The sequence below is a fragment of the Variovorax sp. CF313 genome (assembly GCF_000282635.1).
In the GTDB taxonomy this organism is placed as follows: domain Bacteria; phylum Pseudomonadota; class Gammaproteobacteria; order Burkholderiales; family Burkholderiaceae_C; genus Variovorax.
In genome coordinates, this window is record NZ_AKIW01000033.1 from 1 (window position 1) to 21381 (window position 21381).

At 67.2% G+C, this 21381-nt stretch carries 23 protein-coding genes; 9 read left to right on the forward strand and 14 right to left on the reverse strand.

Annotated elements, in window-relative coordinates; translation table 11 throughout:
* Positions 1 to 2 precede the first annotated feature (2 nt).
* On the reverse strand, positions 3 to 845 hold the full coding sequence (locus PMI12_RS10625) for a universal stress protein (protein ID WP_007831980.1): 843 nt from the start codon (positions 843 to 845) through the stop codon (positions 3 to 5).
* A complete protein-coding gene (locus tag PMI12_RS10630) occupies positions 845 to 1222 on the reverse strand; it encodes a hypothetical protein (protein WP_007831981.1) in 378 nt (125 codons plus the stop codon). The genes PMI12_RS10625 and PMI12_RS10630 overlap by 1 nt, the downstream gene beginning before the upstream one ends.
* Before the next feature lie 191 nt (positions 1223 to 1413).
* Between PMI12_RS10630 and PMI12_RS10635 the strand changes: the two genes are divergently transcribed.
* The 3 genes from PMI12_RS10635 to PMI12_RS10645 all read left to right on the forward strand — a co-directional run bounded on the left by PMI12_RS10635 (position 1414) and on the right by PMI12_RS10645 (position 6725).
* On the forward strand, positions 1414 to 3786 hold the full coding sequence (locus PMI12_RS10635; RefSeq protein WP_007831982.1) for a phosphoketolase family protein: 2373 nt from the start codon (positions 1414 to 1416) through the stop codon (positions 3784 to 3786).
* A 103-nt stretch (positions 3787 to 3889) separates the two neighbouring features.
* Positions 3890 to 4618, forward strand: coding sequence for a winged helix-turn-helix domain-containing protein (locus PMI12_RS10640; protein ID WP_007831983.1), 729 nt, complete (start codon positions 3890 to 3892; stop codon positions 4616 to 4618).
* Positions 4611 to 6725: a PAS domain S-box protein gene (locus tag PMI12_RS10645; protein ID WP_007831984.1), complete on the forward strand. Its 2115-nt coding sequence runs from the start codon at positions 4611 to 4613 to the stop codon at positions 6723 to 6725. Before PMI12_RS10640 ends, PMI12_RS10645 begins: the two co-directional genes overlap by 8 nt.
* 33 nt (positions 6726 to 6758) lie before the next feature.
* Here PMI12_RS10645 and PMI12_RS10650 read toward each other — a convergent pair whose 3' ends face one another.
* Positions 6759 to 7526, reverse strand: a complete 768-nt coding sequence (locus PMI12_RS10650) for a Crp/Fnr family transcriptional regulator (protein WP_007831985.1) — start codon at positions 7524 to 7526, stop codon at positions 6759 to 6761.
* A gap of 236 nt (positions 7527 to 7762) precedes the next feature.
* On the opposite strand from PMI12_RS10650, the gene PMI12_RS10655 reads away from it, so the two are divergent.
* The 4 genes from PMI12_RS10655 to PMI12_RS10665 all read left to right on the forward strand — a co-directional run bounded on the left by PMI12_RS10655 (position 7763) and on the right by PMI12_RS10665 (position 10322).
* On the forward strand, positions 7763 to 8266 hold the full coding sequence (locus tag PMI12_RS10655) for an ornithine carbamoyltransferase (RefSeq protein WP_007831987.1): 504 nt from the start codon (positions 7763 to 7765) through the stop codon (positions 8264 to 8266).
* A gap of 137 nt (positions 8267 to 8403) precedes the next feature.
* The gene (locus tag PMI12_RS10660; protein ID WP_007831990.1) at positions 8404 to 9057 is read left to right on the forward strand and encodes a BON domain-containing protein; all 654 of its coding nucleotides are present in this window, start codon (positions 8404 to 8406) and stop codon (positions 9055 to 9057) included.
* A 2-nt stretch (positions 9058 to 9059) separates the two neighbouring features.
* A complete protein-coding gene (locus tag PMI12_RS28700; RefSeq protein WP_007831993.1) occupies positions 9060 to 9233 on the forward strand; it encodes an SDR family oxidoreductase in 174 nt (57 codons plus the stop codon).
* 99 nt (positions 9234 to 9332) lie between these two features.
* A complete protein-coding gene (locus PMI12_RS10665) occupies positions 9333 to 10322 on the forward strand; it encodes a zinc-dependent alcohol dehydrogenase family protein (RefSeq protein WP_007831995.1) in 990 nt (329 codons plus the stop codon).
* 24 nt (positions 10323 to 10346) lie between these two features.
* On the opposite strand, the gene PMI12_RS10670 is transcribed toward PMI12_RS10665, so the two are convergent.
* From PMI12_RS10670 to PMI12_RS10680, 3 genes are all read right to left on the reverse strand, one after another.
* Positions 10347 to 11699, reverse strand: coding sequence for an MBL fold metallo-hydrolase RNA specificity domain-containing protein (locus PMI12_RS10670; RefSeq protein ID WP_007831997.1), 1353 nt, complete (start codon positions 11697 to 11699; stop codon positions 10347 to 10349).
* 8 nt (positions 11700 to 11707) lie between these two features.
* Entirely contained in the window at positions 11708 to 12532 is an 825-nt protein-coding gene (locus PMI12_RS10675) for a universal stress protein (protein WP_007832000.1), read from the reverse strand.
* Positions 12533 to 12816: 284 nt separating this feature from the next.
* Positions 12817 to 13125 carry a high-potential iron-sulfur protein gene (locus tag PMI12_RS10680; RefSeq protein WP_042673185.1) on the reverse strand — a complete coding sequence of 103 codons (309 nt, stop codon included), beginning with the start codon at positions 13123 to 13125 and terminating at the stop codon, positions 12817 to 12819.
* 166 nt (positions 13126 to 13291) lie between these two features.
* Here PMI12_RS10680 and PMI12_RS29395 point away from each other — a divergent pair, with 166 nt between their 5' ends.
* Together PMI12_RS29395 and PMI12_RS10690 are read left to right on the forward strand one after the other, a co-directional pair.
* Positions 13292 to 13828, forward strand: coding sequence for a BON domain-containing protein (locus PMI12_RS29395; protein WP_237726071.1), 537 nt, complete (start codon positions 13292 to 13294; stop codon positions 13826 to 13828).
* A gap of 110 nt (positions 13829 to 13938) precedes the next feature.
* Positions 13939 to 15519, forward strand: coding sequence for an oleate hydratase (locus tag PMI12_RS10690; RefSeq protein ID WP_007832007.1), 1581 nt, complete (start codon positions 13939 to 13941; stop codon positions 15517 to 15519).
* A gap of 28 nt (positions 15520 to 15547) precedes the next feature.
* Here PMI12_RS10690 and PMI12_RS10695 read toward each other — a convergent pair whose 3' ends face one another.
* From PMI12_RS10695 to ccoO, 8 genes are read right to left on the reverse strand one after another with little or no spacing between them, the layout of a single operon-like run.
* Positions 15548 to 16234, reverse strand: a complete 687-nt coding sequence (locus PMI12_RS10695; protein WP_007832011.1) for a sulfite exporter TauE/SafE family protein — start codon at positions 16232 to 16234, stop codon at positions 15548 to 15550.
* A gap of 2 nt (positions 16235 to 16236) precedes the next feature.
* Entirely contained in the window at positions 16237 to 17610 is a 1374-nt protein-coding gene (gene hemN / locus PMI12_RS10700) for an oxygen-independent coproporphyrinogen III oxidase (protein ID WP_042673209.1), read from the reverse strand.
* A 40-nt stretch (positions 17611 to 17650) separates the two neighbouring features.
* Positions 17651 to 17902 (reverse strand): hypothetical protein, encoded by a 252-nt coding sequence (locus PMI12_RS10705; protein ID WP_007832032.1) that lies wholly within the window; start codon positions 17900 to 17902, stop codon positions 17651 to 17653.
* Positions 17899 to 18183 (reverse strand): FixH family protein, encoded by a 285-nt coding sequence (locus tag PMI12_RS10710; protein WP_007832034.1) that lies wholly within the window; start codon positions 18181 to 18183, stop codon positions 17899 to 17901. Before PMI12_RS10710 ends, PMI12_RS10705 begins: the two co-directional genes overlap by 4 nt.
* 11 nt (positions 18184 to 18194) lie before the next feature.
* Positions 18195 to 19634 carry a cytochrome c oxidase accessory protein CcoG gene (gene ccoG, locus PMI12_RS10715; protein WP_007832036.1) on the reverse strand — a complete coding sequence of 480 codons (1440 nt, stop codon included), beginning with the start codon at positions 19632 to 19634 and terminating at the stop codon, positions 18195 to 18197.
* Between the two features lie 22 nt (positions 19635 to 19656).
* Positions 19657 to 20571, reverse strand: coding sequence for a cytochrome-c oxidase, cbb3-type subunit III (gene ccoP / locus PMI12_RS10720; protein WP_007832038.1), 915 nt, complete (start codon positions 20569 to 20571; stop codon positions 19657 to 19659).
* Positions 20572 to 20584: 13 nt separating this feature from the next.
* Entirely contained in the window at positions 20585 to 20725 is a 141-nt protein-coding gene (locus PMI12_RS10725) for a cbb3-type cytochrome oxidase subunit 3 (RefSeq protein WP_007832039.1), read from the reverse strand.
* 14 nt (positions 20726 to 20739) lie between these two features.
* Positions 20740 to 21378 (reverse strand): cytochrome-c oxidase, cbb3-type subunit II, encoded by a 639-nt coding sequence (gene ccoO, locus PMI12_RS10730; RefSeq protein WP_007832040.1) that lies wholly within the window; start codon positions 21376 to 21378, stop codon positions 20740 to 20742.
* Between the last annotated feature and the right edge of the window lie 3 nt (positions 21379 to 21381).

Sequence of the window (21381 nt, forward strand, 5' to 3'; positions counted from 1 at the left end):
CGTCAGTGCGCCATCAGGACCGGGAGGGTGGCGCGCGCCAGCACGTCGCGCGTCACACCGCCCAGCACGCGCTCGCGCAGGCGGGCGTGGCCATAGCCGCCCATCACGAGCAGATCGGCTTCCAGTGCCTCGGCGCGATGCAACAGGGCTTCGGAGATGCGCAGGGATGTCGTCGAGCGCTCGATCGTGGCCTGGACGCCATGACGAAACAACCAGCCGCTCATCGCCCAGGAGGCCGGCGCATGGGCTGTATCTGGTCCGTCGCGCACAAGAGAGAGCAATGTGACGTGCGCCGCCTTGCACAGCAGCGGCATCGCGCCGCGCAGCGAGATCGACGCTTCCCTGCTCCCGTCCCAGGCCACGAGAACCCTGTCAAGAACATGCGCAACGCGCCCCGCACGCGGAACGATGAGCACGGGCCGGCCCGCGTCCAGCATGACCTCCCCGGGCAGCCGGCGCTCCGCATCGCCCACAACTGCAGCTTCGTCCGCCTGCCCCGCGACAATCAGGTCGCTGGCACGACCGAGACGGACGATGGCCTGCGCAGGTTCGCCGTCCACCAGCCGCGTGTCGCAGGGCAGCGGGGTTGCACCCGCGAGCCGGCTGCGAAACACGTGCGCGACGGTTTCGGCCCGCCTGCGAAGGTACAGGGATGCCTCGACGAGGACATCGGCCCCATCTTTCGTGCAGGGAATCGGGCGTGCCGAAGCGCACTCAGCCGGCACGCTGGTCGGCACGATGCCTATGAGGTGGCTGCGATGCAGCCTGGCAAGCCGGGCCGCCAGCAGGGTACGGACCTCGCACCGCTCGGTGTGGTCGAGGTGAACAGAGATGGTCGAAAGCATCACGCTCTTCCTCGCGCTGCGGCCGCCTTGCGGCCGGCATGCTTCCGGTGCGCAAGCTCGGGCGAGGCTGTGACCAGTCTCTCGTGCAAGGTCCGCAAGGCATCGTTCACCACGGCCCGCCGGGTTGGTGCAGCGGCGACTGGAGCAGCCGGCGCGGTTTCATGCGAAAGGCGACCCTCGTCCGAACGCCGGAACGCCTGCATCGGCGCCATGGCCAGAGCCGGCCAGTCCTCGGCCCGCATGACGGCATCCGTCTCGGCGCGGGTCAGTGCGATGCCGTCCTGCAGGATGCGCGATCCGAACATCTCGAGCGAGTGCAGCCAGATGCCGTACTGCGCCTTGCACAGCGCCAGCGGAAAAGTGAAGCCGGAGTTCATGGTGTGTCCTCTTGCCCGACGGGGCGTTCACACGAATGCTGACGCCGCACCGCCCTGCCCGGCTTGCGCGGGATCAAGGCAACACAAAGCCACGCCTCCTGTATCGGTTGTTACCGGTTTGAGCGACATCAACCCTGCACACGCTCGCATGCCCATACTGGAACGTCCGTCCACCCAGAAAGCAGCTCGACATGGCCTTCTCCCCTGCACCGGCAATTCCGGACGACGACTTCACGCTGCTCGATGCCTGGTGGCGCGCCGCCAACTACCTCTCGGCGGGCCAGATCTACCTGATGGACAACCCCCTGCTGCGCGAGAAGCTCTCGCTCTCGCACATCAAACCGCGCCTGCTGGGGCATTGGGGAACGACGCCGGGCCTGAACTTCATCTATGCGCACATGAACCGCGCCATCAATGCGCGGGACCTCGATGCCATCTTCATCGCGGGCCCGGGCCACGGCGGGCCGGGCGTGGTCGCCAACACTTACCTCGAAGGGACCTACAGCGAGGTGTATCCCGCCATCGGGCAGGATGCCGAGGGCCTGCAGCGCCTGTTCACTCAGTTCTCGTTCCCGGGCGGCATTCCGAGCCACGTCGCGCCCGAGACGCCGGGCTCCATCCACGAGGGCGGCGAGCTGGGCTATTCGCTGCTGCACGCCTACGGCGCGGTGTTCGACAACCCTTCGCTGCTGGCCTGCTGCGTGATCGGCGACGGCGAGGCCGAGACCGGTGCGCTGGCGGCGAGCTGGCACTCCAACAAGTTCCTGAACCCGCAACGCGACGGAGCGGTACTGCCGATCCTGCATCTGAACGGCTACAAGATCGCCGGCCCCACCGTGCTGGCGCGCATCGGCGAGGAAGAACTGACGCAGTTGCTGCGTGGCTACGGGCACGAGCCGTACTTCGTCGTGGGCGACGAGCCGGCCGGGATGCACAGGCAGATGGCGGCCGTGCTCGATACAGCGCTGGACAGCATTCGCGCCATCCAGGCCAGCGCCCGCAAGGACGGTTTTCACACGAGGCCGCGCTGGCCCATGATCGTGCTGCGATCTCCCAAGGGCTGGACCGGACCGCGCCAGGTTGACGGCCTGCAGGTCGAAGGCACCTTCCGCGCGCACCAGGTGCCGCTCACCGACTTTGCAGCCAAGCCCGGCCACGTCGAACTGCTCGAACAGTGGCTGCGCAGCTACCGGCCCGAGGAGCTGTTCGATGCGCGCGGCGCCCTGCGCCCCGAAATCGCGGCTCTCGCACCCGTGGGCCTTCGCCGCATGAGTGCCAATCCGCACGCCAACGGCGGACTGCTGTTGAAGGATCTGACGATGCCGCCCTTCCGCGCACACGCCGTGCCGGTGGCTGCGCCGGGCGCGGTCGATGCAGAGGCCACGCGCGTCGTGGGCAACTTTCTGCGCGAAGTCATGCGCGCCAATGCGCAAGATCGCAACTTCAGGGTGATGGGGCCTGACGAAACCGCGTCGAACCGGCTCGGCGCCCTGTTCGAGGTGACCGAACGTACAACGACCGCCCGGATATGGCCGGGCGACGACCACCTTTCGCCCGATGGCCGCGTGATGGAAGTGCTGAGCGAACACCTTTGCCAAGGCTGGCTCGAAGGCTACCTTCTGACCGGGCGGCACGGCTTCTTCTCGTGCTACGAGGCCTTCATCCACATCATCGACTCGATGTTCAACCAGCATGCCAAGTGGCTGAAGGTCGCGCGCGGCATCGGCTGGCGGCGGCCGATAGCGTCGCTGAACTACCTGCTCACGAGCCACGTCTGGCGGCAGGACCACAACGGCTTCAGCCACCAGGACCCGGGCTTTCTCGATCACGTGGTCAACAAGAAGGCCGAGGTCGTGCGCGTGTACCTGCCGCCGGACGCCAACACCCTGCTCTCGGTGACCGACCATTGCCTGCGCAGCCGCGACTACGTGAACGTCATCGTGGCGGGCAAGCAGCCCGCGCCCCAATGGCTGGACATCGATGCCGCGACGCGCCACTGCACCGCGGGCCTGGGCATCTGGGAATGGGCGAGCAACGACGAAGGCGGCACACCCGACGTGGTCATGGCCTGCGCCGGTGACGTGCCCACGCTGGAGACGATGGCAGCGGTCGACCTGCTGCGCGAAAAGGTACCGGAGCTGAAGGTGCGGGTCGTGAACGTGGTCGACCTGATGGCGCTGCAGTCGCCTGCCGCGCACCCGCACGGCCTTTCCGATGCCGACTTCGACACCATCTTCACCACCGACAGGCCGGTGATCTTCGCGTTCCACGGCTACCCGGCGCTGATTCACCGGCTGATCTACAAGCGGCAAAACCACCCCGGCTTCCACGTCCACGGCTATTGCGAGGAAGGCACCACCACCACGCCATTCGACATGACGGTGCTCAACCGGCTGGACCGCTTTCATCTCGCCGCCGATGCCATCGCACGCGTGCCGCGCCTGTGCGACAGCACGGGGCATGTGCAGCAGCATCTGCGCGACAGGCTCCTGGAGCACCGGGCCTACATCACCCGCCACGGCCGGGACATGCCGGAGGTCGAGAACTGGCGCTGGACGCGATAGCCGGCGGCAGGGCTGCAAGCGGCGCCGCTGGCCAGGCGTGCGTGCTACGCTCATGCCGATCCAGGATGTTTACAACATTCGCGCCTTATTTCCTTGCCCACGCATGAAACCTGCCTCCCACATCGCGGTGCTCGACGACGAGGTTGACATCACCCTGCTGCTGGCCAACTACCTGCAGGGCCACGGTTTCCGTGTCACCCAGGTCCACAACGGCCGGGCCCTCATGACGCTGATGGACACCGACCCCGCAGACCTCGTGCTGCTTGACCTCGGTCTGCCCGGCGAAGACGGCTTCACCATTGCGCGCCGCGTGCGCGAAAGCTGGCGCTGCGGCCTCGTCATCGTCACGGGCCGGGGCGATGCGGTGGACAAGGTGGTGGGCCTCGAGGTGGGCGCCGACGACTACGTCACCAAGCCTTTCGACCTGCGCGAGTTGGTGGCGCGCGTGAAGGCGGTGCTGCGGCGGCTGACGCCCGAGGCGCCTGCAGCCGCGCCAACCGCAGCGGTTTCTCCCGACAAGCTGCTCTTCGCCGGCTGGCAGCTCGACACCGCCGCGCGCAGCCTCAGGAATCCGCAAGGCGAGCAAGTGCCCCTGACCGGCGGCGAGTTCGACCTGCTGCAGGCCTTTGCCCGCCATCCCGGCCGCGTGCTGTCGCGCGACTTCCTGCTCGGGCAGACACGCGGTCGCGAAGCCGCCCCCTTCGATCGCACGATCGATGTGCAGGTCGGCCGGCTGCGCAAGAAGATAGAGGCGGATGCGGACGATCCGCAGCTCATCAAGTCGGTGCGAGGCGCGGGCTACATCCTGGTGCCGTCGGTTTCCCATGGCTGACGCCGCGGACAACCCGCCCTTCCTGCCCGACGCGCCCATCCAGGGCTTGCCGTCGGGCATCGACGAAGGCAGCGTGTTCCGCCTGCTCTTCATCGCCTACCCCGATTCGCTGCTGCTGGTGGACCAGTCCGGCAGCATCATGCTCGCCAACCCTTCGGCAGCCGCGCTGCTGGGCTATGCGGTGAGCGAGCTGGTGGGCCTGAATGTCGACGTGCTGGTGCCCGACAGCATCCGCCCGCGCCATGCCTCGTACCGCGAGGCCTATGGCCGCGCGCCCCGCCCCCGTCCGATGGGCACGCACATGGAGCTGGTGGCCAAGCGCAAGGACGGCAGCGAGGTCATGGTCGAGATTGCGCTCAGCCCGCTGCAGAGCCACGGGCTGCCCTTCGTCGTGGCCGCCATCCGCGACATCGGCGCCTACCCGCGCGTGAAGCAGGCGCTGCAGCGCGCGCGCTACAGCGAACACCTGGCCCAGCTGGGGCGCCTGGCGGTCGACACGCGCGACCTGCAGGTGGTGCTCCAGCACGTGCCGGAAATCATCACCACGGCCTTGCAGGTCGAGGTTGCAATGGTATGGCTGCTCGACGGCAACCGCCTCGAGTTCCGGGTGGCCAGCGGCGTCGGTCTGGTCGCCGGCGAGGAGATAGGGGCGCGCATCGCCAACCGCCCCGACACCCCGCCGGGCTTCGTGTTCTCCCAGGGCCGGCCGGTCGTGGTGCCGGACTACCGCAGGGAAGACCGGTTTTCCGTGCCCAAGGCCTACCTCGACTCTGGCCTGGTCAGCGCGCTCGCGGTGCCGCTGACCGACCTGGGGCGCGTGATCGGCATGTTGTCGGTGCGCTCGAAGGAATCCAAGCGCTTCGGCGACGAGGAAGTCCGTTTTCTCGAATCGCTGTCCAGCCTGCTTGCCACCAGCCTGCAGCGCGTGCAGACAGAGGAGGCGCTCAACCATGCCCAGCGGCTCGAAAGCGTCGGCCAGCTCACGGGCGGCATCGCGCATGACTTCAACAACCTGCTGACCGTGATCCAGGGCAACCTCCAGGTTCTGGAAGAGTTGCCTGCCCTCGCGCAAAACGGCTACGTGCAACAGTTGCTGGGCGCTGCCAACCGGGCTTCGCGACGCGGGGCCGAACTCACCGGCAAGCTGCTGGCGTTTTCCCGGCGGCAGGTGCTGCAGCCGGTCGCCATCGATTCGCACGCGCTGCTGCACTCGCTGGCGGACATGCTGCGACGCACGCTGGACCAGCGCATCCGCATCGAGATCGACACCGCCCCCGGCTGCCCGCCCGTGATGGCGGACCCGGGCCAGCTGGAATCGGCGCTGCTCAACATCGCGATCAATGCACGCGACGCCATGCCTGAAGGAGGCACGCTGCGCTTTTGCACCGAACTGTGCCGCGCCTTGCCGATGGCGCTGCGCAGCCAGCGCAACGACCCTCGCGGCGATGCATCGGCGCGTTTCGTCGCGATCTCCATCGCCGACAGCGGCACGGGCATGTCCGAGGAGGTGAAGGAGCACGCCTTCGAGCCCTTCTTCACCACCAAGGAGGTCGGCCGCGGCACGGGCCTGGGCCTGAGCACGGTGTACGGCTTCGTCCACCAGTCCCGGGGCGCGGTCGCGATCGACAGCAAGATCGGCCACGGCACCACGGTCACGCTCTATCTGCCGCAACAGGAGGAAGTCCGCCCGCCCGCCGCGATGGAAGAACCCGCCGGCGAGGCCATTCCATCCGGCCTGCGCGTGATGCTGGTCGAGGACGATGTGGAAGTGCGCAAGGTCGCGAACACCTTCCTGACCACGCTGGGCTGCAAGGTCTTCACCGCCGCCACGGCCGAGCAGGCGTTGTCGGCGCTGGACGCGGGCGCCGGGCCCTTCGACCTGCTGCTGAGCGACATCGCGCTGGGCGCCGGCATGCGCGGCACGCGCCTGGCCTCGGAGATTCAGCAGCGCTTTCCGCAAATGGCCGTGCTGCTGATGTCAGGCTTTTCGTCGGAACTGCTCGATGCCGACCGTGAGGTGCCGCAAAGCTGGGAATTGCTGCCCAAGCCTTACACGCGCTCTGAACTGGCGCAAGCCATGGCGAAGGTGCTTGCCGGCGGCGCTTGAACGGGCGGGCGGCCGGCCGGCTTGCTGGATTGATTACTGGAGCATCGCGGGCGCGGGCGACAGGCAGCGCTGCACGAAGGCGGACAGCGCGCGCACGTCGGGAATCTGCACGTCGCGGCGCCCCTTGGTGGCAAAGCCGATGACGTTGTCGCGCGCCAGCCGCGAGAGCGCCCGGCTCACGCTCTCGAGCGTCATGCCCAAGTAGTTGCCGATCTCGGCGCGCGTCATGCGCAGCGTGATCTCGTCGGTGCGCATGCCGCGCTCGGCCAGCGTCTCCGCCCAGTAGCGCAGGAAGTCGGCCACGCGGGCATCGGCCGGCAGCGTGCAGACGGACATCAGCGAATCCCGGTCGTGCGCGATCTCGCGGCTCATGGCGGCGTGCAGCACCTGCAGCAGTGTCGGGTGGCTGGCGCAGGCGGCCAGCAGGGCCTCGTACGACACGACCCAGATCTCGCCCGTGTCCATGGCCACGGCATCGCACGAATAGCGCCCGCCGGCGATGCCGTCGAAGCCGAGCCAGTCGCCACGGAACTTCAGGCCCACCACCTGCTCGCGCCCGTCGGCCGAGAGATTCACGATCTTGAAGAAGCCCGAATTCAGGATGTAGAGATTGCCGAAGCGCTCGCCCGCCTGGTAGATCGTGTCGCCCGTGTGCACCACGCGGCGCTGGGGGGTGAGTTGCTCGCACAGCAGCTTCAGCGTGTCGGCGGTGTTCCGACCCTCGCAGTCCCGGCCGATGCTCGGCAATGCCAGGCCGGTCGGGACCGGTGCGGTCTTCGAGGGAGTGACGGTATTGAGCATCTGGATTCCTTGGTGGTCTGTCGCGTGTCGATGGATGGATGTTAGGAAGCCTTCGGCAACGCAATGACAACGGCTGGAGTCGGTGGGTAACGCTCGGAGAATGCAATGTGTCCGGCGTGTATCAACGGCATGGGACGTGCCGCAAATCACATATGTGCACCCCCATGCTTTGACTTGCATCAAGCCCGGGCCCTTCGGGGTCCTTAGCCTTGGCAGGCCACATATCGACCATTTCCATGCCCCTCTCCCACAAGACTTGTGCCCCCGAGGCCGCACCGCAGCTCTCGCCGCTGGAGGTGACGAGCCTGCTGTGCCGCGCGCAGATGCTCCAGCGCGCCGCACTGGACGGGAGCACCCCGAGGCTGCTGCGCGGCAAGAATCTGGGGCTTCTGTGCGAAATGCCGTCCGACGAGGCACAGGCGCTTTTTCGCAGCGCTGCCGAGGAAATGGGCGCGCACGTGGCGGTCATGCGCCCGGGCCTGTCGCTCGCGAGCGCACAGCAGGAAGTGCAGAACACAGCCCGCATGCTCGGCCGTCTCTACGAAGCCGTGGAATGCCAGGGCCTGGACCCCGAGCTCGTGCAACGCATCGGCCAGTACGCCGGGATCCCCGTCTTCGACGGCGCTGCCACGAAAGCCCATCCAACCGGGAACCTTGCCGAGTTGCTCGGCGACAGGACCCCGCTGGCCGACAACCGGCGCTTCGTGCTCCAGGCCCTGCTGCTGGACGCCATCGCCTGAGCCGCCTGGCGCCCGACGCGCGCACTTGATCCAGCGCAATGCGGCCGGGCCTCCCGGTTCCTACAGTGAACTCCACGGTCGCAAACGGTTTTCACGCGACGACCGCTCCTCCATTCACTCACTGCAAGGAATCTCCCATGAAGACCGATACCCAATTGCGCAACGACATCCAGGCCGAGTTGAACTGGGCACCCGACGTCAAGACCTCCGACATCGGGGTGATCGTCAAGGACGGCGTGGTCACCCTCACCGGCCACCTGGCCAGCTACGCCGAGAAATACGCCGTCGAGCGCGCTGTGCAGCGCGTGCATGGCGTCAAGGCGCTGGCCATCGAACTGAGCGTGAAGCTGCCTTTCGACAACCAGCGCACCGATGCCGACATCGCCATGGCGGCCGAACGCGCGCTCGAGTGGAACGTGCTCGTGCCCGACGACAAGATCCACCCCATGGTGGAAAAAGGCTGGCTCACGCTGAACGGCGAAGTCGAGTGGGACTATCAGCGCAGCGCCGCCGAAAGCGCGGTATGCAACCTGATGGGCGTGACCGGCGTGTCGAACCTCGTGAAAGTCAAGCCGAAGGTGAGCCCCGCCGATATCGAGAAGAAGATTCACGACGCGCTTTCGCGCCAGGCCGACCGCGAAGCCCGCCAGCTTGCCATCACGGTCAGCGGCTCACAGGTCACGCTGCGCGGCACGGTCCATTCCTGGACCGAGCGCGACGCGGTGCAGGGTGCCGCATGGGCCACCCCGGGCGTTACGGTGGTGGTGAACGATCTGCTCGTGGACGCCTGAGCATGCGCGTCGCGCTCGTCACCGGCGGCAGCAGCGGCATCCTGTCGGCCATTCCGGCCGGGCGCCTGGCCACGCCGGGGGAGATCGCGCGCGGCGTGGCGTTCCTCGTCGCCGACGAGTCCGCGTTCGTCAACGGCATCACACTGTCGATCAACGGCGGCAAGTACATGGCCTGAGGCGGCAACGCCCGGGCGTTTTTTTCAGCGAGACCTGCCATGCATGCCATCTCCGCGACACAAGCCACTCTCGATCCCCGCGTACGGAGCGAGCCGACCATGTGCGCCATGGTGCTGAACGCAGCGCTGCTCCCGCTCGAACTGGAGCAACGCAACATCCCAAAGCCTGGGCCCGGCGAGCTTCGCCTTCGCGTTCTGGCCTGCGCGGTCTGCCGCACTGACCTGCACATCGTCGATGGCGAGTTGCCGCTGCCCGTGCTGCCGATCGTGCCGGGTCACGAGATCGTGGGCGTGGTGGAAGAGACCGGCTCCGGGGGAACAGACTATCGCGTGGGTGACCTCGTCGGCGTGCCCTGGTTGGGCCACACCTGCGACTGCTGTGCCTTCTGCGCGGAGGGCCGCGAGAACCTCTGCGACACGCCGCGCTTCACCGGCTACCACCGCGATGGCGGCTTCGCGAGCCATGTGATTGCCGAGGCCGCGTTCTGCCTTCCACTGGCCATGCCCAAAGCCGATGCCGCCCGCATTGCCCCCCTGCTCTGCGCGGGCCTGATCGGCTGGCGCAGCCTGAAGGCAGCCGGCGAAGGCGTGCGCCGGCTGGGCATCTTCGGTTTCGGCGCCGCGGCGCACCTGGTAGCGCAAGCGGCCATTGCGCAGGGTCGCGAGGTCTTCGCATTCACCCGGCCCGCGGACCTTGCGACGCAGGCCTTCGCCCGCAGCCTCGGCGCCGTGTGGGCTGGCGGCTCGAACGAGCGGCCGCCCGAGCCGCTGGACGCGGCCATCATCTTCGCGCCCGTCGGCGAGCTGGTGCCGGCCGCGCTGCGTGTCGTGCGCAAGGGCGGCCGGGTTGTGTGCGGCGGCATCCACATGAGCGACATCCCGGCCTTCCCGTACCGGCTGCTGTGGGAGGAACGCAGCGTTGTCTCGGTGGCGAACCTCACGCGCGCCGATGCGAAGGAGTTCCTGGCATTCGCGCAGGCGCATCCGCTGCAGGTGCACACCAGAACCTATCCGCTCGCGCAGGCCAACGAAGCGCTGGCCGATCTGCGCGCGGGCCGCATCGAGGGCGCCGCGGTGCTGGTGCCCTGAACGGGAGCCCGCGCGCCGGGCGCTTCAGAGCTCCCGCGATTCGCGGTAGTCGGGCACCGTGCACGGCCAGCCGTGGCGCTCCTCGATGGCCAGCCGCAATGCATCGGCAGCCACCGGCTCTCCGTGGGTCACGAACACCCGGCGCGGCGCGCGCTGTGCATCGAGCCAGGCGAGCAGCTCGTCGCGGTCGGCATGGGCCGACAGGGTCTCGAGGTTCGCGACCTCCGCGCGTACCGGCACGTAGGCGCCGTGGATCTTGATCGCGTCGGCGCCGGCCACCATGGCCGCGCCGCGCGTGCCGGCGGCCTGGAAGCCTGCGAAAAGGATGGTGTTCCTGGCGTCGGGTGCGTAGGCCTTCAGGTGGTGCAGCACGCGCCCGCCGGTGGCCATGCCGCTGGCCGACACGATGATCGAAGGAAAGCCCAGGGTGTTCAACCGCCGGGATTCCTCGATCGTGTTGACGATAGTGGTTTTCCCCTGCATGGCGGCGCATTGTTCGGCGCTCAAGCGGTGTTCGTCCAGGTGCTTGCCATAGATGCGCGTGGCATCCGCCGCCATCGGGCTGTTGAGGTATACCGGCATGTCGGGAATGCGCCGCGCCTGCTTGAGCAGCTGGATGCAATGCAGCAGCGTCTGCGCGCGTCCGACGGCAAAGGCCGGAATCACCACGATGCCTCCGCGCGCGGCCGTGCGGTTGATCACGCCCGCCAGTTCGGCCAGCGTGTCCGACGCCGGATGCCTGCGATTGCCATAGGTCGACTCCACCACCACGTAGTCTGCCGGTTCGGCGACTTCGGGCGGGCGCATCAGCAGGTCCTGGCTGCGTCCCAGGTCTCCCGAGAACAGGATGCTCGAGCCTTCCCAGCCGACGCGCAGGCTGCCGGCGCCCAGGATGTGGCCCGCCCTGTGCAGTTGCCAGGTCCAGCCGGGCCAAGGGGAGCACTCCTGGCCGAACGGGACGACCTCGAAGCGCTTGAGGGCCGCGCGCGCGTCCTGCTCGGTGTAAAGCGGCAAGGCGGGCTTGTGCTTCGAATGGCCGTGACGGTTGGCGAAGTCGGCGTCTTCCTCCTGCAGGCGGCCCGAGTCGGGCAGCAGCAGTTCGCAAAGCTCACGGGTGGCCGAGGTGCAATACACCCGGCCCTTGAAGCCGAGCTGCACCAGCCGCGGCACGAAGCCGCTGTGGTCCATGTGCGCGTGCGTCAGCAGCACGGCATCGATCGCTGCTGCGTCGACCGGCAGCGCTTCCCAGTTGCGAAGGCGCAGCTGCTTCAGCCCCTGGAAGAGGCCGCAATCGACGAGCAGCCGCCGGCCTTCGTGCGTCAGCAGGTACTTCGAGCCGGTGACGGTGCCCGTGCCGCCGAGAAAGTCGATGCGCATGGTGTGCCTCAGTGCGACATGAGCACGGGCAAGGTCATCCACTGGAGCATGGACAGCGTGGCGCCGCCCATCACCCATTCGCGCGCCCGGCTGTGGCCATAGCAGCCCATTACCAGCATGTCCGAACTCAGATCCGCGGCAAAGGACAGCAGCTTGTTGCCGACGTCGTCGTCGTTGTCGCCGCCGGGATGCAGCGTGATGTTCTGGACGCCTTGCGTCCGCAGGTAGTCCTGCAGGCGCTGCAGCGAAGCCTCGGCGTCCTCGCCGTAGGCCACGACATGCACCCGGGCCGCCTTTCGCAGCCATGGCAGCGCGGCGGTCACGGCGCGCGCGGACTCGGGGGTTTCCTTCCACGCCACCAGTACGTTGCGGCCGATGGAGCCGACCGGCCCCGCATACGGCAGCACCAGTGCCGGCCGGCCGCTCTGCACCAGCACGCTGGGCAGGAAATCGCCGGGCAGTTCGCCGTCCATCGGGTCGTTCCGGTCGCCCTGACCGAGGATCATCAGGTCGGCATAGAGCGCGCGCCGCGCGAAGCCCCAGGGTCCATCGCTCTCCGGCTCGGCCCAGTGCAGGCGCTGCGAACCTGCGCTGTGCTCGATGAAGGTGGCGTGCATCCTGTCGCGCGCGTCCTTGTCGATCTCCTGCATGATCGCGACCGCCTCCGCCGCGGCCTCGATGGCGTACGGGTAGCGCATGAGTGCGGAAAGGGTGCACGGCCGGGCGGTCACTTCGGCATCGAAAGTCTCCGCGAGCTGGCGCGCCAGCTTGATGCGCTCCACGGTACGGGCCGAGCCGTCGAGGTGAAGCAGGATGGATTTCGGGGTCTGCATGAGGGCTCCTTGGACTGACGGGCTTTGGATGGGACGACCTTAGGCCTGCCCGAATCGCACAGCCTTGCGCTGAATCAATCGCCCGCGAACTAACTTCCACGCGACAGCGCCGATGCTTGATCGAGCGCAAGACCGGGCCGGCACGCATGCCTAGCCTCGCACGGCCGCAAGGGCATCAAGCGGCTGCTGCTTGGCAGCGAGACGCAGCAATGCGTCATGCGATTTTGGCCGCCGCAGCTCAACGCGTCTGAAGGAACTCTCCGATCCCTTGGCGACAAGAGGCGCTAGGCCTTTTTTGCCCAGGCGCTGCACCAGCCCTTTGCGCTCACAGGCTTCCCCGGAAACAACGCGCAATTGCCAGTGGCATCTGTCGGCTTGGACTGCCAGAGTGCGCAGCCGTTGCACAGCTGGGCGTTGTCGTGCTTCGGAAACCTCTTCGCGTCGGCCTTCGCTGAATCGGCAACATATCCCAGGGCCGCGGCCTGTGGGTCTTTTTCGTCGAGTCGGGCTTCTGCGAACGCGCCGGTGGCAGAGACGGCTGCCCCCGTTGCGGCCAGCGTGAGCATGAAAGTTCGGCGGCTGGAGGATTTCATCGTGAGTCTTTCGTGGTGTGTGAAGTGGGTGTCGAGCCGTCCTGCGCGGGACTGCGCTCGTTCAAACCCGCGAGCACGAGAACGCTTGTGGCCAGAAGCGTGGCGACGCAGAACCCCAGAAATTGCAGGGTTCCGTTCAATGTAATGTTCATGGGACGACCTCGTGATGGGCGAATGGGATTGCCTGCGGTCATTCTCGAGCGAGCGGCTGCAAGTGGCCTTGCGCAGGATCAATCCCGGAGCGGTTACCCAGCATGTTCAGCAGTCCTTGTTCGCGATGCGCGGATCAGGAACGCGCGCATTGCATCGAAGCTTGCGCTGGCGCAAGGTGTTCTTCTTCTCGATCGGCAAGATCGCGTCATCCCCAAGAAGGACACAAGACATGAACGCACCCGATGTGCCGTTGCGCCTTCCGACCTATGCACCGCCGGAAACTCTCGCCTCCCTCCGTTTTCCAGAAAGGATTGCCATGAACCCGGACATTCAGCTCAGACACGATGTCTTCGCCCAGCTCAACTGGGATCCGGCCGTCAACGCCTGCGATGTCGACGTGCGCGTGACCAATGGCGTGGTGACCCTGGTTGGCAGGGTGGCCGACGAGGCCCAGCGGGCAGCCGCGGAACGCGCCGCACGCCGCACTGAGGGCCTGACGACACTGCTGAACGGACTTACCGTCCGGCCTGCAGCGGTGATCGCGCGGTGATCGCGGCCACCGGCCGGGGGCTGCTGCGCTGCATCAAGCCGCGGCCCCGCCAGTGGCTTTAGCCTTGTGCCGCCCCCACGGTGCTTCATCGCTTTCCCGAGGAATATTCCATGCCCCCTTTCAACCAGGCCTACATCGTCGGCAGCGGTATCGGCGCGCTGAGTGCGGCCGTGCTGCTGATACGCGACGCAGGCATGCATGGTTCACGCATCCGCATCCTCGAGGAATCGCCGTTGCCCGGCGGCGCACTCGACGGCGCGGGCAACGCGAGCCAAGGCTACGTGACGCGCGGCGGCCGCATGTTCACCGACGAGACTTACACCTGCCTGTGGAACCTGCTGGACAGCATCCCCTCGCTGGACACGCCTTCGCGCACGGTGCACGAGGAGGTCCGCGCCTTCAACCAGCAACTGCTTTCGCATGCGCGTGCGCGGCTGATCGACCGACACCACCGCATCATCGATGCCAGCGACCTCGGCTTCGACCTGCAGGACCGGCTGGAGCTGATGCGCCTGCTGGCCACGCCGGAACGCGCGCTGGGTGCAAAGCCCATCGAGGAATACTTCTCGCCGCACTTTCTCGACACCAACTTCTGGGCCATGTGGCGCACCACCTTCGCATTCCAGAACTGGCACAGCGCGGTCGAGCTCAGGCGCTACATGCTGCGCTTCCTTCAGGAGCTGCCGCGCATCCACACCCTGGGTGGCGTTCGCCGCACCACGCTCAACCAGTACGACACCATCGTGCGACCCATGGTGAAGTGGCTGCTGGCGCACGGTGTGCTTTTCGAGTTCGGCACGCGCGTGGTCGATGTGGACTTCGCCGACGCCAGCAGCGGCCTGCGGCTTCAGACGCTGCACGCCCTTCGCGACGGCCGCCCGCTGTCCTACCACCTGGGGCCGGACGACTGCGCCCTTCTCACGCTCGGCTCCATGACAGCCGATTCGCGCAACGGCAACGACCACCAAGCGCCCGAACTCGTGCGCGACCAGCGCGATGGCGCCTGGACGCTCTGGAAGAACATGGCCCGCAAGGCACCCGGCCTCGGCCGGCCCGAAACTTTTTGCGGCCACGTCGACGAGAGCAAGTGGGCATCGTTCACGCTGACCATGAGCAGCCCGCTTCTGCTGCAGCGCATCCAGGCCTTCTCGGGCAACGAGCCCGGCACCGGCGGCCTCATGACCTTCAAGGACTCCAGCTGGCTGATGTCGATCGTGGTTCCGCATTCGCCGCACTTCGACGAACAGCCAGACGGGGTGTATACGCTCTGGGGCTACGGCCTGCTGCAGGAAACCCAGGGCAACTTCATCGACCGGACGATGGCACAGGCGACCGGACAGGACATACTGACCGAGCTCATGCATCACCTGGGCTTCGAGGACATCCTCGAAGAGGTGCGGCAAACCACCACCGTGGTGCCCGTGATGATGCCGTACATCACCAGCGAATTCGAATGCCGGTCCCTGTCGGACCGACCGCCCGTCCGTCCTCCCGGCGCCAGCAACTTCGCCCTGCTCGGCCAGTACGTGGAGATCCCGGAGGATGTGGTCTTCACGGTCGAGTATTCGGTACGTGGCGCCATGCATGGCGTCTACGGGCTCATGGACGTGAAGAAGGAGGTGCCGCCCATCTACCACGGCATCGCCGATGCGAAGGTCGCGCTGGCCAGTCTGCGCACGCTGATGGGCTGAGCGCGCAGCAGGCTCGCCTCGACCTTGCTCAGCCGCACCAGGCCGCTACCTGCCGTGTGATGTCCGACCACAGCGCCTGCAGCGCCACCGCCGAAAGCAGCACTCCGGCCAGGCGCGCACCCCAGGTGCCACGGCCATTCCAGCGCAACCGCCGCCACAGCCAGGGCGCCAGCAGCAACGACAAGCCACTACCGGCCGCGAACGACGCCATCGCGCCGGCGCCCTGCAACGGGTCGCTGCCAAGGCTGGCCAGCATCAGCGCCGAATACAACAGCCCGCACGGCATGGCGAACCACAGTGCGCCCGTCGCCAGCACGCCCAGCGGGGTGCTGGCGGCCAGTGGCCGCAGCCGCGCCTCGAGCAGGCGGCCCGTGCGTCGCGCCCACAGTGGCTGTCGTCCCGTGGCCGCCAACGTCGCTCCCCAGGCGAACACGAACACATGCAACAACACCCACAGCGGTTTCAATGCCGCGATATGGGTGCCCGCCAGGGCCAGGCTGTCGACGCTCGCCGCGGCGACCGCGCCCGCAGCGGCATAGCCGGCAATGCGCCCCAAATGAAACGCGGCAGGTGCCGACGATGCCAATGCGCCGCCGCCGGCCCTGGCCGGCACGATGCGGATCACAGCCGCAGACGCCGCACCGCACATGGCCACGCAGTGCGGGCCTCCGGCCAGGCCCATCAGCAGCGCAGCGCCGGCGAGTGCGGTCTGCATGGTCAGACCACGCGCGAAAAGCGCTCGCGATGGGCGCCGCAGTACTTGTCGAACACCATGGCGACGGCGCGCACGAGGAACCAGCCCCGCGGCGTCACCTTGATGTCGTGGTCGGTCAGGCGCACCAGCCCCTGTGCGACCAGCGGCCCGAGCGCGGCGAATTCGGCCGCGAAGCAATGGCGGAAATCGACCGTGTGTGCCTCGCCCATGGCGTCGAAGTCGACATGGCCGCGGCACATCAGCGCCATGATCACGTCGCGCCGAAGCAAGTCGTCGCGCGACAATGCCAGCCCTCGCACCACCGGCAGGCGGTGTTGATCAAGCAGGTCGTAGTAGTTCTCCAGCGTCTTGGCGTTCTGGCTGTAGGTGGCGCCCATGCGGCCGATGGCGGATACGCCCAGTGCGACCAGATCGCCATCCGGCTGGGTGCTGTAGCCCTGGAAATCTCGGTGCAGCCGGCCGTTGCGCTTGGCCACGGCCAGCGGGTCGCCTGGCAACGCGAAGTGGTCCATGCCGATGTACACATAGCCCGCATCCCTCAGCACCTCGATGGCGCGCGCCAGCATCCGCACCCGGATGGGAGCGTCGGGCAGGTCTTCGGCCAGGATGCGTCGTTGCGGCTTGAAGCGCTCCGGCAGGTGCGCGTAGGCATATAGCGCGATGCGGTCCGGCCGCAACATGCACAGCTGCGCCAGCGTGCGCTCGAACGATGCGTCGTTCTGACGCGGCAGCCCGTAGATCAGGTCCACGTTGACCGACTCGAAACCCAACGCCCGCGCGTCGGCCATCAGCGCGAACACTTGCTCGGCAGGCTGGACGCGGTGCACCGCACGCTGCACGTCGGGGTCGAAATCCTGCACACCGAAGCTCAGGCGGTTGAATCCGAGCGACGCCAGGTGCGCCAGGCGGCCGGTGTCGACCGTGCGCGGATCGATTTCGATGGACTGCTCGCCGTCGGGCGCGAAGTCGAAGACGCCGCGCAGCATGGCCATGAGCCCGGTCAGTTCTGCGTCGTCGAGGAAGGTGGGCGAGCCACCGCCGAGGTGTAGCTGGCTCACGACCGTGCCCGGCCCGAGCTGCGCGGCCTGCAGCGCAGCCTCGCACGCGAGGTAGTCCAGGTAATGCCGCGCCTTCTCGTGATGCCGCGTGATGACCTTGTTGCAGGCGCAGTAGTAGCACAGCGATTCGCAAAACGGGATGTGCACGTACATCGACAGCGGTGCAGCCTGCGCGCCATCCGCGCGCCGCCGGCGCACGGCGCGCGCGTGGTCTTCGGCGCCGAAGGCCTCGACGAAGCGGTCGGCCGTGGGATAGGAGGTATAGCGCGGTCCGGGCACGTCGAACTGACGCAGCAGCTCGGCCGGCAACGAGGGCATGATGGGGTCGACGGTGGTGGAAATCATCTTGAACGCCAAGTCACAGGTCATGCCGGAGGGGGGCGCCACCGGTGGGCGGAGCCAGCAATGCGGTGCATGCACTCGACGCCGCCGCCATCAGCCAGAACACGAAGAACGAGGCCGTATAGATGCCCTGGCGCGACATGTGCAGCACATCGGCACCGCAATACACGCTGAGCGGATCGACCATCGCGAAGACCAGGACCTCCATGCCGCAGGCAACGAGGAAGGACGGCCACAGCACAGCCATGACCTGGCGCTGTGCGTTCATGGCGCCCTCTTTCTCACTGGCGACGGCAGGTCGCTTGCCGGCGTGGCCGCATGGTTGCGCGCGGCGAGCGCGGGCATCGAGTCCTTGCCGGCCAGTGTCCGGTTGATCTCGATGCCCTCGCGGTAGTAGTCCTCGGACACAAGGGCGTCGGGCCGGTGCCACGCGACCCAGAAGGTCGCAACGCTCGCGACCACCACCAGCGCCGGTCCGCCGATCACCATCCACACCAGCGGGTACCGCCACCACGCGGCGGCGACCGGTTCGTTCGTTGTTGCAATCATGTCGATACCTTTCAGCGCGGCACCAGGAAGACCGCTTTTTCGGAGACCTGCGCGCCGCCACCTTCTTCTCGTACGTCGAAGTACACGGTGTGCGAGCCCGAGGGCGTCACGCCGTAGGGCAACTGCAGGCGCACTGCAACCCAGCGCGACTGGGCGGCGTCCACCGTCACCGCCGGCTCGGACGCCACGGCCACTCCATCGAGACCGCGCGCGGAAATCGCATAGCGGCGCTGTTGCTCGGTGGCATTCATGATCTGCAGCCGATAGACGTTCTCCAGCCGACCTCCCTCGACGATGCGCGCCAGCGAAGCGCGGTCGCGCACCACGTCGACCTTGAACGGCGTGCGTGCGACCAGGCTGGCCAGAAGGCCGGACACCAGCACCGCGAGGATGGCCGTGTAGGCCAGCACGCGCGCCCGCAGCACGCGGCGCAGCAGCTGCGGGCGCGTCCAGCGGCCCTCCATGCCGTTCTGCGTGTCGTAGCGGATGAGGCGCGGCGGATACGCCATCTTTTGCATCACCGTATCGCAGGCATCCACGCACAGGCCGCAGCCGATGCACTCGTACTGCAGCCCCTGGCGGATGTCGATGCCGGTCGGGCAGACCTGCACGCACAGGCCGCAGTCGATGCAGTCGCCCAGCGCCAGCGTGCGCGGGTCGGGCCCCTTGCGGCGAGGCGCGCGCGGCTCGCCGCGCAGCGGGTCATAGGTGACGATGAGCGTGTCGCGGTCGAACATGGCGCTCTGGAAGCGCGCATAGGGGCACATGTACTTGCACACCTGCTCGCGCATGAAGCCGGCGTTGCCATAGGTCGCGAAGCCGTAGAAAAACACCCAGAACACCTCCCACGAACCCATCTGCGTCTGCAGGAAGGCCATGCCAAGTTCGCGAATGGGCGTGAAGTAGCCCACGAAGGTGAAGCCGGTCCACATCGCGATGCCGATCCACACGATGTGCTTGAACCATTTCTTCACCAGCTTCTCGAGCGACATCGGCTCGGCGTCCAGCCGCATGCGTGCGGTGCGGTTTCCCTCTATCCGGTGTTCCACCCACATGAATATCTCGGTGTAGACGGTTTGCGGACAGGCATAGCCGCACCACAGCCGCCCCGCCACGGCGGTGAACAGGAAGAGCGAGAGCGCGCTGATGACCAGCAGGCCCGAGAGGTAGATCAGGTCCTGCGGGTACAGCACCAGCCCGAAGACGTAGAAGCGCCGCGCGGCCAGGTCGAAGAGCACCATCTGGCGCTCGCCCCACTGCACCCATGGCAGGCCGTAGAAGACAAGCTGCGTGAGGAAGACCACGGCCCAGCGCCAGCGCGCGAACATGCCGTGCACGCTGCGGGGGTAGATTTTCTTCGAGGCCTCGTAGAGACCGACGCCTTCGCCGGGCCCTCCGGACTCGCCGGCTTCGTTGGCCACGGCGACGATGGGAATGATCTTGCGGGACATGAGGCAGCGGCTGCGGTGCCAGTCAGGGCGTGGCCGCCGGCGGGTTCGAGAAAGCCCACACGTACGAGGCGAGCAGCTTGATCTGCGCCTCGGTCAGGCGCCCTTCCTGCGCGGGCATCACGTTGTGCTTTCCCTCGTTGATCATCTGCACGATGGCCGCCTCGCCGTAGCCATGCAGCCAGATCTTGTCGTTCAGGCGGGGCGCGCCCAGGGCCTCGTTGCCCACGCCGCCGATGCCGTGGCAGGCCGCACAGGCGGTGAACTTCGGCTTGCCCAGCCCAGCCCGCAGCGAGTCGTGCGGCTCGCCCGACAGGCTCAGCACGTAGTTGGCGACGTTCTTCACGTCGTCCGGCGTGCCCACCGCCGCCGCCATGGGCGGCATCGTGCCGACCCGGCCCTTGGTGATGGTCTCGACAATCTTGTCGGGCGCACCGCCGTGCAGCCAGTCCTTGTCCGTGAGGTTCGGAAAGCCCTTGCTGCCGCGCGCGTCGGAGCCATGGCACTGCGCGCAGTTGTTCATGAACAGCCGCTCGCCGATGGCCCTGGCCTGCGGGTCTCGCGCAACCTCTTCCGCCGGCAGGGTCGCATACCTGTCGTACACCGGCGCCAGTTCGCGCGTGGCCCTGGCGACCTCGGTGTCGTACTCGGCGCGCGAGGTCCAGTCGGACTGCCCCTTGAAGCTGCCGAGTCCCGGAAAGATCGCCAGGTACGCCAGGCCGAACGCGATGGTCAGCACGAAGAGGCCCACCCACCACAGCGGCAGCGGGTTGTTGGCCTCGCGCAGATCCTCGTCCCACACGTGGCCCGTGGTGTTGTCCGCGTCGGCCGCTACGCGCTTGCGTGCCGTGAGCCACAACAGCAGCACGCAGCCGGCGATGCTCAGCAGCGAGAGCACCGCGACGTAGTCGGACCAGAAATGACTGATGAAGTCGCTCATCTCGGTTCTCCGTTCAGTCCTGCTCGAAAGGCAGGCGTGCGGCTTCCTCGAAGCCCTTCGCGTTGCGCCGTGCGCAGGCCCACGCGACGATGCCGATGAAGACGATGAAGCAGGCGACGGTGGCGCCGACGCGCAGGGTGGTGATGTCGATCATGTGTTCAGTCCTCGCTACTTGAGCGCCAGGCCCAGCGATTGCAGGTAGGCCACGGTGGCCTCCATCTCGGTCTTGCCCTTCACCTCGTCTGAGGCCTTGGCGATCTCCTCGTCGGTGTAGGGCACGCCCACGCTGCGCAGCGCGCGCATGTGGCTGGGCAGTGCATCGGCGTCGATTGCACTCTTCTCCAGCCATGAATAGGCCGGCATGTTCGACTCGGGCACCAGGTCGCGCGGATTGTTCAGGTGGATGCGGTGCCACTCGTCGCTGTACTTTCCGCCCACGCGCTGCAGGTCGGGGCCGGTGCGCTTGCTGCCCCACTGGAACGGATGGTCGTAGACGAATTCGCCGGCCACCGAATAGTGGCCGTAGCGCAGCGTCTCCGAGCGGAAGGGCCGGATCATCTGCGAGTGGCAGTTGTAGCAGCCCTCGCGCAGGTAGACGTCGCGCCCGGCCAGCTGCAGCGGCGTGAGCGGCATCACGCCCTGCACCGCCTCGGTGGTCGACTTCTGGAAGAAGAGCGGCACGATCTCCACCAGGCCGCCCACGGCCACGACGAAGAGGATCAGCACAATCATCAGCAGGTTGTTGGTTTCGACCTTCTCGTGCGTGAAGCCGGTGGTCTTCGGTGTGTTCGGTGTGTTCGGATTCATCGT

What these genes read in the sequence shown, in the direction of transcription:
- ccoG (WP_007832036.1), bottom strand. Translation starts at nt 19,634, where the DNA reads ATGTCCCGCAAGATCATTCCCATCGTCGCCGTGGCCAACGAAGCCGGC.
- PMI12_RS10710 (WP_007832034.1), bottom strand. Translation starts at nt 18,183, where the DNA reads ATGATTGCAACAACGAACGAACCGGTCGCCGCCGCGTGGTGGCGGTAC.
- PMI12_RS10725 (WP_007832039.1), bottom strand. Translation starts at nt 20,725, where the DNA reads ATGATCGACATCACCACCCTGCGCGTCGGCGCCACCGTCGCCTGCTTC.
- PMI12_RS10695 (WP_007832011.1), bottom strand. Translation starts at nt 16,234, where the DNA reads ATGCAGACCGCACTCGCCGGCGCTGCGCTGCTGATGGGCCTGGCCGGA.
- ccoP (WP_007832038.1), bottom strand. Translation starts at nt 20,571, where the DNA reads ATGAGCGACTTCATCAGTCATTTCTGGTCCGACTACGTCGCGGTGCTC.
- PMI12_RS10635 (WP_007831982.1), top strand. Translation starts at nt 1,414, where the DNA reads ATGGCCTTCTCCCCTGCACCGGCAATTCCGGACGACGACTTCACGCTG.
- PMI12_RS10650 (WP_007831985.1), bottom strand. Translation starts at nt 7,526, where the DNA reads ATGCTCAATACCGTCACTCCCTCGAAGACCGCACCGGTCCCGACCGGC.
- PMI12_RS10680 (WP_042673185.1), bottom strand. Translation starts at nt 13,125, where the DNA reads ATGAAATCCTCCAGCCGCCGAACTTTCATGCTCACGCTGGCCGCAACG.
- ccoO (WP_007832040.1), bottom strand. Translation starts at nt 21,378, where the DNA reads ATGAATCCGAACACACCGAACACACCGAAGACCACCGGCTTCACGCAC.
- PMI12_RS29395 (WP_237726071.1), top strand. Translation starts at nt 13,292, where the DNA reads ATGGGCGAATGGGATTGCCTGCGGTCATTCTCGAGCGAGCGGCTGCAA.
- PMI12_RS28700 (WP_007831993.1), top strand. Translation starts at nt 9,060, where the DNA reads ATGCGCGTCGCGCTCGTCACCGGCGGCAGCAGCGGCATCCTGTCGGCC.
- PMI12_RS10660 (WP_007831990.1), top strand. Translation starts at nt 8,404, where the DNA reads ATGAAGACCGATACCCAATTGCGCAACGACATCCAGGCCGAGTTGAAC.
- PMI12_RS10675 (WP_007832000.1), bottom strand. Translation starts at nt 12,532, where the DNA reads ATGCAGACCCCGAAATCCATCCTGCTTCACCTCGACGGCTCGGCCCGT.
- PMI12_RS10705 (WP_007832032.1), bottom strand. Translation starts at nt 17,902, where the DNA reads ATGAACGCACAGCGCCAGGTCATGGCTGTGCTGTGGCCGTCCTTCCTC.
- PMI12_RS10655 (WP_007831987.1), top strand. Translation starts at nt 7,763, where the DNA reads ATGCCCCTCTCCCACAAGACTTGTGCCCCCGAGGCCGCACCGCAGCTC.
- PMI12_RS10670 (WP_007831997.1), bottom strand. Translation starts at nt 11,699, where the DNA reads ATGCGCATCGACTTTCTCGGCGGCACGGGCACCGTCACCGGCTCGAAG.
- PMI12_RS10640 (WP_007831983.1), top strand. Translation starts at nt 3,890, where the DNA reads ATGAAACCTGCCTCCCACATCGCGGTGCTCGACGACGAGGTTGACATC.
- PMI12_RS10645 (WP_007831984.1), top strand. Translation starts at nt 4,611, where the DNA reads ATGGCTGACGCCGCGGACAACCCGCCCTTCCTGCCCGACGCGCCCATC.
- PMI12_RS10625 (WP_007831980.1), bottom strand. Translation starts at nt 845, where the DNA reads ATGCTTTCGACCATCTCTGTTCACCTCGACCACACCGAGCGGTGCGAG.
- PMI12_RS10690 (WP_007832007.1), top strand. Translation starts at nt 13,939, where the DNA reads ATGCCCCCTTTCAACCAGGCCTACATCGTCGGCAGCGGTATCGGCGCG.
- PMI12_RS10665 (WP_007831995.1), top strand. Translation starts at nt 9,333, where the DNA reads ATGTGCGCCATGGTGCTGAACGCAGCGCTGCTCCCGCTCGAACTGGAG.
- hemN (WP_042673209.1), bottom strand. Translation starts at nt 17,610, where the DNA reads ATGCCCTCGTTGCCGGCCGAGCTGCTGCGTCAGTTCGACGTGCCCGGA.
- PMI12_RS10630 (WP_007831981.1), bottom strand. Translation starts at nt 1,222, where the DNA reads ATGAACTCCGGCTTCACTTTTCCGCTGGCGCTGTGCAAGGCGCAGTAC.